This is a genomic window from Oligoflexus sp. (genome assembly GCF_035712445.1).
GTDB lineage: Bacteria > Bdellovibrionota_B > Oligoflexia > Oligoflexales > Oligoflexaceae > Oligoflexus.
The window spans coordinates 23,533-34,687 of the sequence record NZ_DASTAT010000073.1; the positions used below are offsets into that span (position 1 = coordinate 23,533).

An 11,155-nucleotide genomic window follows, 5' to 3' on the forward strand; every position below is an offset into this window, starting at 1 on the left:
TCCGGACATGGAAAGTATCGGCGGAGGGAAATGGGGCTTGACGCAAAGATCGAGTCGGTTTTTTACTTTGCCGTAAGAATGTTCAGGACGACGCGAGAACCTCACCATCCAGGGTGATCGCGAGGTAGCTCATGGCATCGCTGGTATAGGCGATCGAGATATTTCCCAAAGCATCACAGGCTATCCATCCATAGCAGCGTTTGGCCGCCAGGGCCTCATCATAGCATTTGCGGGCCGCAGCTTCGAGGCTCATGCCGTCGCGCACCCGCGTTTCCAGTCGAGCCGCCAGCGCATCATCCACAATTTCTTCACCAATGCCCGTCGCGGATATCGCTGCAAAGCGGCTTGCATAGTTGCCCGCAACCGTCGCCGAATCACTGACCCGGCCGGGATCCTCGTAGCCGCGTCCCCCTGTGCTGGTTCCGGCGGAGAGACGGCCGTTATCGGCAATCACGGCGCCGACGGTGTCGCTGACAAAAAATTCGTCATGCAGCTTTTTCTGCCAGGCCGCGAAGCGTTTTTCCGTTATCAGATTTTCAACCGGCTGATTCAGGCGTCGAGCCAGAAGTTCGTGACCTGGTCCAGTCAGGACCCTTGTGGAATGATCCTGAAGCGCCCAGGCCAGACGCGAGGGATGCCGGACATCGCTGATGGATATGACGCCCGAGAAGCACTGCCGTCTGCCATCCATGACCGCAGCGGTCAAACGAGGCTTGCCATCCGCCTGCAGAGCCGATCCAAAACCTGCGTTGAACTGCGGATCATCCTCAAGATGCTCAAGGCTCCGCACGACCAGGGCCAGATCATGGGCTCCGGATTTCAAACTCTCCTGGGCCGCTTTTTTCAAAGCCAGGCTGGCTTTTTTCATGCCTTCCGCCGTCGGGTCCATCGGACCGGCGCCACCATGCAGCAAAAGGCAGGGCTTGTGATTTTTGATCGAGATAAAATCCATGAAGGCTCCTTTACGCAGGTGCCCGCATCTTACAGGAGCGTTGGGATTCGTCGCAAATGGGAAAACGGCAGGGATGGGTTCAGGGAGTCGGGCTGTCGGTCTGCGGCAGACCCAAAGGCCGGCGGGTGCGCGGCAGTTCCACGACAAAGCGGGTTTCCGGGGTGGATTCATCCAGGAGCAGCTGGCCTCTGTGGTTGGTGATGATGCCGCTCGCAATGCTGAGGCCAAGGCCCTTATGACGGAAAGGATCCTTGCTGGTGAAAAAGGGATCCCAGATTTTACTCCTGATACCGAGCGGTACACCCGGCCCGCTATCCATCACAGCCATGCGTACGCTGTCCGGCAGCGGCTGCAGTTCGATGCGAATGCTTTTGTCCGAAGCATGATCCAGAGCGTCGATGGCGTTGTCGACCAGGATCAGAAGGACCTGAATGATCTGCCCCTGATGACCTTCCATCGTCGCATCACCCAGCTCCGGCGTGATGAGTTTGATGCCGCGGCTCACGACCTTGTCACGGCAAAGGTCTATTGTATATTTAATGGTCTCGCGCACGCTGAAGCTCTTCAAAAGCTCCTGGCCTTCGGGATCCTGCGAATAGACTTTAAGGGCATCTATGACTGCGATCATGCGATTCACGGCCTGATCAATCTTGCCCAGGGATTTTTCGAATTCATGAATATTGAACGAGCGACTGTCGATCATCGAAGTCAGGCGGAAGCGATGCCCGGCGATGATGGCCAAAGGATTGTTGAGTTCATTGGCAAGCCCATTGGTGAAGGTGCCGAGCGCAGCCATCTTCTCGGCATGCAGCCATTGCTCATGCAGAAGATTGGCGCTTTTTTCCGGCGTTCGCGCGGGGCTCGGCTCGTGGGGCGACGCGGCATCCTTGGGTGAGTCCTTGGCTTCCGCCTGATAGGAAGGCAAGGCGAGGAACAGAAGAGTGGCGCTCGTGATCACCTGGATCCAAAGCGAAAACTCGGGCAACCAGGCCAAGGGAAAAGCATCGATCAGAATCAGAAGATGAAGGCCGAGAAGGATCAGCTGCCGTCCCAGAAGCCAGCCTATCAGAATTTTTTGCGGATGTTTCTCGCGCAGCGCCAGCCGCTGGACAAAGCCGAGGCAGAACACCATCAGCAGCTCGGCAGGGAGCATGAAGATGAGCGACTGATCATGGTGGAGAACCGCAATCAGACTCAGATCGAGCACCAAAAAGGCCAGCGCGGCCCAGTGGATTCTTTGCAAAAGTCTCTGAGGCGGAAGGTCCCGACTCAGGCGCCGCAGGAGGATGAGCCCACTCGCGATGAGGGCGCAGTGAATATGATTCAAGGGAGGCAAGGCTTCGGCGAGCGGTTCCCAGAACATGGTCAGGAGAGGCCAATGGGTCATGCGCACCAGAAAAAGGAGAGACAGGCCTTGATTGAGTGCAAGGGCCAGCAGAAGGCTGCGCTTTTGAGCGAATCCCTGTACGCAGGCGAAGAGAGCCAGCAAAAGCAGCGTCGCAAGAAGAAAAGTCCAGCGCAGCATGGATTGAAAGGATTCGCGGCGATGGCTTTCCGTATCCCAGATTTCCCAATGCGGATCGTGCGGCGCTTCGCTCTGCATACTCAGCAGCACGAGGCGGGATGCGCCGGGCTCAAGAGTGAGGCTATGGGAAGGCCGCATGGCCCCCAAAGCGAGCCAACCCGAGGTCTGTCCCGAGGCATGGGTCTGTTCGGTGAGAACGCTCTGATCCAGAACAAAAAATCGCGCACTGGAAAAGAGACTTGTTTGCAGGCGCAGGGTCACCTGCACGGGAACCTGCAAACGATTCTCCACTGTGGTTTTCAACCAGATGACAGACGAGCCCTGCGCATAACGCAGTTCATCCGTAACGGGACTCCAGCTGTCAGCGGAAAGCGCCAGGACATCGGCGACCTCTTCGCTGGGACTCAGCAGCATTTCACTGTGCGCATCCAGGGATTCCTGCATATGGAAATGATCAATGGCAAAAGTGGATGCCGCTTCCGTCCTGGGCAGGAAAGATTGGAAGAGAATGAATGTGAGGCACCATCGGCCCGGACTCATCATGGGCAAAGCTCCACCTAACGCTGCGCATAGGCGCCAATGGCCTTTTGAGGCTTGATAGCGCTATCGGTTGGGGGACAAGGGCTTAACAGGGAAGCTTTTGCCTGGTCCTGGCAAAAAAATAAGGCTGATAAGCTTTGCTTACCAGCCCCCGAAAGATGGGATTGTCAAAACAGACACTCAAAAATTCCGCCTGATTCATTTGCCCTTTGCCTCGAAAACGAAGCGAAGGAGAGCCACGTTCGGAATGGACGTAAAATAAGTGGGTGGAGCAGGTGGCGCAAGCCCTATGACGAGGACTTGAAAAAGTTTTTATTCAAAGTGAAACATTGCAGAAAGCGCCATTTTCTGTATCCAGCGTGGAAAATGCTGGAAACTCCAGGAATCATGGCTGCTTATCGAGGTGCTTGTGGTGGAAAGGTCCCGATTCGCCTCAGGACAGCGTGATTCATTTTGAATCACAAACGCCAAGAGGCAAACTATCGAGCGGTTGATTCAGGTTTTTGAACGCGCACGCTAACCAGGATTGATAGCGCGTTAGATCCATAAGGGTCCCGCCACCTGATTCGCAGGAATAATCCGTATTCCGGCCTGGCCCTGTCGTCGAGCCGATCAGAAGCAGGCAGGAACTGGCAGAATCCACTATAAAAGTAGGGCCTCCGGAGTCACCGTAGCAGGCGCCGCGGCCGTCACCGCTGGTGATCTGCAGTTCCATCAGTTCGCTTTCGACCTTGCCCAGACGGGTTTCCACCAGACTGAGCGGACGTCGGGTTTTGTCCTCGCTGCCATACGCACCATAGCCCGAAACAATAACGGGCATTCCGGCCTGGAGTTCATCAGGCTGAGCAAGGCTCACCGGAATGAGTTGGGACGAGATCGTCCCCTGGAAGGTGAGGACCGCAACATCATAGATCGGTTGATTCAGATAGCCCTGATCGTTGGCGAGTATTCCCACATAAAGCGGATGAACCTTGAAGCCATCGACATCGAGTTTTTCCTGGATTTTCCCATCCAAACCGCTGCCGATGCGAATCTCTTTCGGATCCTTCACATCCGCCATGCAATGCGCGGCGGTTACGATGTGATGCGGACCAATCAGAGTTCCTGTGCAGTACTTTTGATTGCGAATAATGAGTTTGAGTGTGGCGGCTGTGACCTGTGATTTTTCCACGGCAACCTGGCCGCCTACAATTTTGTAGGGAACTGTGTTCTGGCAGGAGGCTCGGGTCATGGCCCGAACGGCTGTGGCATCAGCCTGAACGGCGGCCGGTTGGGCGTCGCCGGCGACAAAGCCTTCCTGAGCGCGTGTGTCCTTGCCACTGCTTTTGCGACAGGCGATGGGCAACAGGGCAGTCAGGCTGAGGAAAATCATACCCGTGGGCATGATGTGTCTCTTTTGCATGAGGGCCTCCAGACTCAGTGAGGTCTCATCGGCAGAATGCACAGGAAAACGGAGTAAGGTTTGTAACTATTCGAAATGAAAAGACAATGATGGCGAGCTGCGGCCCGCCCACGAGGGGGCGGAGCCGGAGTTTTTTCAGATGCGGCTGCAGACCGTTTCGGTGATCAGCTGGGTCACGACGTAGGGGTCGCAGTTGGCGGCCGGGCGACGGTCTTCAATATAACCGCGACCTTCCTCGGCCACCTGCCAGGGAATTCGAACCGAAGCGCCGCGATCGGAGACGCCGTATTTGTATTCGCGATAGGAACAGGTTTCATGCTGTCCTGTCAGACGCTCTTCGATACCCGCGCCGTAGTTACTGATGTGAAGTTCATGGCGCTCGCCCAGGGCCTGAGCGGCTTGAATACATTTCTCATAGGATTCACGCATCGCGATCGTCGAGAAGTTGGTGTGACAGCCGGCGCCGTTCCAATCACCTTTGACAGGTTTGGGTTCATAACTCACATGAACACCGTATTTTTCCGCGATACGGGCGAGCAGCCAGCGGGCGATCGTCAGCTGATCCGACACGGCCGAGGCATTCAAGGGACCGACCTGGAATTCCCACTGCGAGGGCATGACTTCAGCATTGATGCCGGAGATTTTCAAACCAGCGGCCAGACAGGCGGTCAGATGCTCCTCGACCAGCTCGCGGCCATAGACATAATCACCACCGACGCTGCAGTAGTAAGGACCCTGAGGCGCGGGGTAACCTTTTTCCGGCCAGCCGTAGGGACGACCGTCTTTAAAGAGAGTGTATTCCTGCTCCAGGCCAAACCACATGCCATGATCGCTGTAGCGACTTTCGGTTGCGACGCACTTGGCGCGGGTATTGCTGATATGCGGTTCCATATCCGGGGTCAAAACTTCGCAGACCACCAGAAGGTGCGCGCCGCCCCGGATGGGATCGTGGCACGAATAGACCGGCTTCAGCACGCAGTCTGAGGATTTGCCGGGTGCCTGATTGGTGCTGGATCCGTCGAAACCCCAAATGGGCAGCTCGGTGCCAGCTTCCACGATTCTGGTTTTGGAACGCAGAAGCGGGGTGGGCTTGGTGCCATCGATCCAGATGTACTCAGCTTTGATCATGCTCATAAAGGGGCCCTCGGCAAAAAGTTTGCGGATGAGTGACGCTTGTTGTGGCGACGGACCCCTCAAAGCAGCTTACGTGCCATGCTCGATTAGCCCTTGAAAACCTTTGAAAATGCTGCAAAAATTCTTGGATAGCCAAAGTTCCATATGCAGATTGGCTCGATTAAGCTACGCATTTGTAGGAAATTAAAGGGTGAAACTACCGTAAGGTCTGGCTTTCATCTTTCACGGATTGATCTTGGCGATCCCGCACTTTTGGTTTAAGAAGGGAGCCTAGGTCTTTGTCTTTCGAGAGGTAACCATGTCGAAGAAGTTTGATGCTGAGGCTTATGTCGCAAGATGGGACGCCAAAGTCATTCCGGCCATGATCGGTGTGATTGTCGTTTCCCTGGTTCTGGCCATTGTTTTGAACATCGCAACCCGTCCGGACTGCTTGCGCCATGAATATGTTTTCTGCGGGACAGAGGCCATGCAAGCAGGACATGAAGAAGGTGCGGAAGCTCACGGACCTGGCAAGGCTGCCCATGACTCGCCAAGCGGCGCGGGCGCCCACGGTGAGAACCCTCACTGAGTCCTCTTCGTTTGAAGCTATGAAAAAGCGGGCTTAAAAGCCCGCTTTTTTTGCGTTCGGGGTGACCTGCCGCTTTTCTGCGTTCGGGTGACCCGCCGCTTTTCTGCGTGCGGGTGACCTGCCGTTTTTCTGGTTTGCAACCCGATCAGGCCACCTGGGACAGATGCGCGGCCAGCTGATAAGCGAGTCGAGCCGGGAACAGGATTTCCAGGTCGAAGGGCACGCGGCTCATCTCAGTCACCTGAGACGGATGATTCACCCAACGCAGCTGCCCCTGCCAGCGTTTGATTTCATTTTGAATGACATCCATGCCCACGCCGCGGCCTGAAATCATGGTGAGCTGCCGTGCGGTGGTGAAGCCCGAATGGAAAATACATTCGAGGATCTTCGCCGTCCCAGTTTCCGTGGCGGAACAAAGTCCCGCCTGCGCACCCTTATCCCGAATCAGATTCAGATCCAATCCCGATCCATCATCACGGTAACGCATCCGCAGAGCGCCGTCGGTCAGAGCGAGTTCGATCGTGATCTGACCCTGCGTGGACTTGCCCTGACGCTGGCGGTCGTCCGGCTTTTCAATGCCGTGGTCGAGGCTATTTCTTACAAGGTGACCCAGCATATCCTGAACGGATTGCGCAAAGCTCGCGTCCACCAAAAGACCAGGACTCAGAACCTCATGAAACTGCGCCTCTTCCTTCCCAAGACTTTTCGCGATGGGGCGGAAGGTATCCTTCAGACCCTCAGTTATGCGCGCGGCGTTGATATAGGTCAGCGCCTGCAGCATATCCGCAATCGGACCACCATCCTTGATGGCTTCCAGGCGGTGCTTCATATCCTGCACAATCTGCGGATGAAGCGCCTGGCCCTGCGCCTGCCGCACGCCATCAATCCCCTTGCTCACGCCTTCAATAAAACCCATGAGGTTGGTCAAGGATTTCAGAACCTCGGTGACGGAGCTATCGACCGAGACGAAATTCTGCTTGTTCGGCTCTTTTTTGAACTGGGCCAGCTCGGTTTCCGCGAGGTGGCAGAGGTTTGAAAGTTCGGTCAGTTCAAAAGTGCGTGAGTTGCCTTTCAGAGTATGGAGTTCGCGGTAGACGCTCGTGGAATCGAGCTGACTCCAATGCGCCGTGCTCCAGAACGAAGACATGTTCCGATGAGCCTGGCGAATCAAACTGATCAGCCGTGACTGGGAGCCATCGATCACGGCTTCGATGATGCGAGCGCGCAGGCGGAGCTGGACGGATTCCTGCTCCAGGGATTTTTGCCGCGTGATGTCATTCAGGGTCACAAGCACTTTATCGGCATTATCGTTTTGATCGCAGATCACGCTCCAGCCGATGGCCAGAACTTTTTTCTTCCCCTGGATTTCGGCCAGGATCTCGGTGGGCAGACCGCCTTTGTTGGCTTCGAAGGTAAAGCGCGATTCGCCGAGGCTCATGTCCAGGACCGAGCGTGCTTGCGCCAGGGCATCGGGGGTCAGGTTGCACGAGGCGAACACCAATGCGAAAAGATCGCGGCCGGCAATATCTTCGGTTCCTAAAATGCCTGTGACGGCCTGCGAATAATTGCCGAGGGTTTTCAGATCGCGATCGGCCTCCAGAATTCCCTCGGGAAGGCTATCCAGAATCGAGGCGATTTCCTGGGTTTTTTCGAGCAGATTCAGGGTGCGCTCCTGAACGGTTTTTTCCAGGCCTTCGTTGATCAGCTCCACTTTTTTCAAAAGACGCTTATTGTCGATGAAGGTCTCCGCGAAGAGCTGGGTGGTGATCAGCATGATCGAGAAGATACCGCAGAAGGTGCCGACGAAGATCAAACTCGTCGATTTGATCAGACCAAGGGCCAGAAGGATGTCATGGCCGGAGCACATCCAGAAAAAAATCTGACCGACTATGGCTATGGCCACCCGCTTATCCGTTTTGAAGCCATGCATGCAGTTGATGACGCCATGGGTCGCAATCGCGAAGGACACGATGAAGAGGCTTTTCCGCGCGATTTGGAAAAAGCCCATATGAAAGTCGAAGGTCAGGTAGAGGAACGAGAGGGCATAGAGCATGATAATGGTGATGTAGGCTATCGAGGCCTTGCGATTGGCGCTTTTGAAAAACTGCGAGAAGAGGAAATAGCCGAGGGCCATGAAGCCGATGCCCGGATAATGAAGCACGAGAAGGGTATCCGGGTCAAAGTACTTCATCGCGATATCGTTGGGCATGGCATAGAAGGGATAGATGCCGATGCCGGTCAGACCCGAGACCAGATAAAGGGGATAGCGCGTGCGGGCAAAGAGGATCAGGAAGAAGGCGCCGGTCCAAAAGAAAATGTAAGCGAAGAGATAGCGCAGCTCCCCGCAGAAGATCTGGAAGAAATTGATGAAGGGATCATAGACTTTGAAGGGCCGCAGCTGAAAGGGCGACTGATAGATCCCGGTCATGAGCCTTGTATTGATGCGCAGCGTGATCACATGATCAGGTTTTGTGACCTGAAAGGTGATGGGCACGGGCTGGATGGAGAAATATTTTTTATGCGTCTCCTGACCGCTTCGTTCGAAAATCGGTTTGCCGTCGAGATACACGTCCATCTTCGACATGTAGGCATCAACATAGAACACCACGGTCTGCCCGAGCATGGCCTCGCTGAAATGAAAGTTACCGCGATACCAGCCGATGTTGAAATTCTGCTTGTCCCCATAAATCTTGTTCCAGGGACCCGGAGCTTCGGCCAGCACCCAATCCTGGGTCGAGGTTTCCGGCAGGGCGTTTTCAGGGCGATCGTCGCGGGTGAAGAGCCAGGCGCCTTCAAGGTTCAACGCCTCGTCCAGTTGCTCGACTTCAATGCGGCACGAAAAACAGGATTTGGACGTTTCGGCCTGGAGCGGTACGGCTCTGGACAGCATTGCCAGTCCCAAGCTGAATGCGAAACGCAGAGCCAACGAGAAACGGACCATAAATAAACACCCATAGACAATTGGTTCAAGATCAGCCGGACGCTTTTGATTTTAACATTTTGCGTCGTTCAGACCCAACGCAGATTGGCGGTTTGGAGGGTGAGAGCTGGCGTCAGATTATGCGTAATTCGAAGAGTGAGTTGGCCTTACGCTCAAGGGCCGCATTCAGCCCTTGAGAAGCGTTGGCTCATTTCCGGGAAATTATTCTTTTGCAAGGACGCAGTGCATTCAAGCGGGCTGATCAGGACTTGGCGGAATATTCGTACTGGGAATGGTGTGAAGCGGTCCACGTCCTGGAATAGGGTTGGGTGTGGGATCCCGTAGTGGTGTCACATCCGGTTCAGGATCTTTCCTGTCAGGAATCAGAGGTGAGGTCGGGTCCTCTTTCTTTTCCGGTGAACGAGGCTTTTCCTGCGATGGTTTCATGACAAACTCCTTGAAAGAAGGGCAAGTCGTCGCCTGCCGTTCTCCGATCGTTTGCAATTTGCGTTCCTGTCTTCTGCTAAAAAACTCATCAGGCGCGCGCAAGGATCTTCGGGATTGCTGGCACCGATGTGGAACAGGGTTTCCATCAGGCTAAAGCTTGAGGGGCACAGTCTCACGAATCACCGCTGTCCGATTGATGTCCCGGACTTCCATCACCACCTTGGGCTGGGTTCCTTCCCAAACGATATCGAGGATCCCGTAATTCAATCGCGTCAGCAAAGGCCCAACGCGCAGGCTGTTGGGACTGATAGCATCGGTCGCCTCGCGATAGCTGTGCGTCAGACCACTCGAGGTAATTTCCCAGACGGTCTTGCCGGACGGCAAAGACATTTTGGAAGTTTCAGCGAGGTGACGATCGCCGCTGATGATGATGATGTTCTGATAGGGCGACCGATTCATGAGATCCAGAATTCTGTTCCGTGACTGGGGCCAATCCGCCCACTTTTCATATTTATGTTCGAAGGGCAGAATCTGCGTTCCCGATACGATCACAAGAAGCTGCGAATCGGCCGTCATCATTTCCTGCTCCAGCCACTGCCATTGCGCAGCGCCAAGGATATCGGCATCCTTTCCGGCTTTTTCCCGGTTATAACGATTGTCCGTCAGCAGGATCTTCACGCGCTTGCCTTCCGGCCCCATACGGTAACGCGTGTAAATGCCCTCCTGCTTGCGTCGCGGGGAATCCTTCGGCTCATTCACGAAGTCAAGGAAGAGCTGCATCGACTCCGCCCGCGCGGGATAGTTGCGGCCGCCGTTGCCCTCGCCAAAATCATGATCATCGTAGGTGCCGATCACCTGCACACCTGTGCTCAGGAAACTGGCATAGTCCGGCTGCTGCAGCTGCTGCGCATAGAGCTGGGAAAGCACCGCGGGATCAGGGCTGTCGCCATAGATCACATCACCCGTCCATAGCCAAAGCTGAGGTTTATCCTGGACCACCTTGCGAAAAAGCGGCTGCGGCAGATGAGTCTTGTTGCACGAACCAAAGGCCATGCGCTGCAAAACTTCCGAACTGTCGTGCGGGGGAGCTACGGTTACGGATGGATTCAGGGGCTCCCGCGGCAACTTGTTAGCCTTTGCATGGGTGCAGGCACCCAAAAAACAGGTCAGGGCCAGGGTTAGGGCCTTTTGCTTCGACATGAGCGCTCCAAAATAATTCTGGCTATGAGCTCACAAAACCATTTAACTTGGGTTCGCGAGATCAATCACAAAGATGGAGCCCAAGAGTATGGCAGCAATTTATGATTTTGAAGTGAAAACCATAGACGGTGTGAAGACCACCTTGAAACCCTATGAGGGCAAGGTCCTCCTGATTGTGAACGTCGCCAGCGCCTGCGGACTGACGCCGCAGTATAAGGGTCTGCAGGAACTGCAGAACGAGTTTCATGACAAGGGTTTCGAGGTTCTAGGTTTTCCTTGCAATCAGTTTGGCGCACAAGAGCCCGGCACCGAGGCCGAGATCAAGGACTTCTGCAGCACGCGTTTCGACGTTAATTTCCCCATGTTCAGCAAGATCGAGGTGAACGGGGACAAGGCTCATCCTTTGTATCAGTATCTGAAAAAGGAAAAAGTGGGCAAGGAAGGCAAGGCGGATATCGAGTGGAACT

At 55.0% G+C, this 11,155-nt stretch carries 9 protein-coding genes; 2 read left to right on the forward strand and 7 right to left on the reverse strand.

What is annotated here, in order from left to right; genetic code table 11:
* Positions 1 to 82 precede the first annotated feature (82 nt).
* The 4 genes from VFO10_RS16845 to glnII form a co-directional block, all read right to left on the reverse strand.
* The gene (locus tag VFO10_RS16845) at positions 83 to 952 is read right to left on the reverse strand and encodes an isoaspartyl peptidase/L-asparaginase (protein ID WP_325142241.1); all 870 of its coding nucleotides are present in this window, start codon (positions 950 to 952) and stop codon (positions 83 to 85) included.
* A 79-nt stretch (positions 953 to 1,031) separates the two neighbouring features.
* Entirely contained in the window at positions 1,032 to 3,020 is a 1,989-nt protein-coding gene (locus VFO10_RS16850) for an ATP-binding protein (RefSeq protein WP_325142244.1), read from the reverse strand.
* A gap of 445 nt (positions 3,021 to 3,465) precedes the next feature.
* Complete coding sequence (locus tag VFO10_RS16855; RefSeq protein ID WP_325142246.1) at positions 3,466 to 4,419, reverse strand: trypsin-like serine protease; 954 nt, start codon at positions 4,417 to 4,419, stop codon at positions 3,466 to 3,468.
* 135 nt (positions 4,420 to 4,554) lie between these two features.
* On the reverse strand, positions 4,555 to 5,553 hold the full coding sequence (gene glnII, locus VFO10_RS16860; protein ID WP_325142248.1) for a glutamine synthetase GlnII: 999 nt from the start codon (positions 5,551 to 5,553) through the stop codon (positions 4,555 to 4,557).
* Positions 5,554 to 5,851: 298 nt separating this feature from the next.
* On the opposite strand from glnII, the gene VFO10_RS16865 reads away from it, so the two are divergent.
* Positions 5,852 to 6,121: a hypothetical protein gene (locus tag VFO10_RS16865; RefSeq protein WP_325142250.1), complete on the forward strand. Its 270-nt coding sequence runs from the start codon at positions 5,852 to 5,854 to the stop codon at positions 6,119 to 6,121.
* 145 nt (positions 6,122 to 6,266) lie between these two features.
* Here the strand turns inward: VFO10_RS16865 and VFO10_RS16870 are convergent, their stop codons facing one another.
* From VFO10_RS16870 to VFO10_RS16880, 3 genes are all read right to left on the reverse strand, one after another.
* Entirely contained in the window at positions 6,267 to 9,011 is a 2,745-nt protein-coding gene (locus tag VFO10_RS16870; protein ID WP_325142252.1) for an ATP-binding protein, read from the reverse strand.
* Positions 9,012 to 9,290: 279 nt separating this feature from the next.
* Positions 9,291 to 9,488: a hypothetical protein gene (locus VFO10_RS16875; protein WP_325142254.1), complete on the reverse strand. Its 198-nt coding sequence runs from the start codon at positions 9,486 to 9,488 to the stop codon at positions 9,291 to 9,293.
* A 150-nt stretch (positions 9,489 to 9,638) separates the two neighbouring features.
* Positions 9,639 to 10,688: an alkaline phosphatase D family protein gene (locus VFO10_RS16880; RefSeq protein ID WP_325142257.1), complete on the reverse strand. Its 1,050-nt coding sequence runs from the start codon at positions 10,686 to 10,688 to the stop codon at positions 9,639 to 9,641.
* A gap of 88 nt (positions 10,689 to 10,776) precedes the next feature.
* On the opposite strand from VFO10_RS16880, the gene VFO10_RS16885 reads away from it, so the two are divergent.
* Positions 10,777 to 11,155: glutathione peroxidase (locus tag VFO10_RS16885; protein WP_325142259.1), on the forward strand; the 379-nt coding region annotated here is incomplete at its 3' end.

Excerpts from the sequence above, each read along its gene's own strand:
- VFO10_RS16845 (WP_325142241.1), bottom strand. The coding sequence starts at position 952 with ATGGATTTTATCTCGATCAAAAATCACAAGCCCTGCCTTTTGCTGCAT.
- VFO10_RS16850 (WP_325142244.1), bottom strand. The coding sequence starts at position 3,020 with ATGATGAGTCCGGGCCGATGGTGCCTCACATTCATTCTCTTCCAATCT.
- VFO10_RS16855 (WP_325142246.1), bottom strand. The coding sequence starts at position 4,419 with ATGCAAAAGAGACACATCATGCCCACGGGTATGATTTTCCTCAGCCTG.
- glnII (WP_325142248.1), bottom strand. The coding sequence starts at position 5,553 with ATGAGCATGATCAAAGCTGAGTACATCTGGATCGATGGCACCAAGCCC.
- VFO10_RS16865 (WP_325142250.1), top strand. The coding sequence starts at position 5,852 with ATGTCGAAGAAGTTTGATGCTGAGGCTTATGTCGCAAGATGGGACGCC.
- VFO10_RS16870 (WP_325142252.1), bottom strand. The coding sequence starts at position 9,011 with ATGCTGTCCAGAGCCGTACCGCTCCAGGCCGAAACGTCCAAATCCTGT.
- VFO10_RS16875 (WP_325142254.1), bottom strand. The coding sequence starts at position 9,488 with ATGAAACCATCGCAGGAAAAGCCTCGTTCACCGGAAAAGAAAGAGGAC.
- VFO10_RS16880 (WP_325142257.1), bottom strand. The coding sequence starts at position 10,688 with ATGTCGAAGCAAAAGGCCCTAACCCTGGCCCTGACCTGTTTTTTGGGT.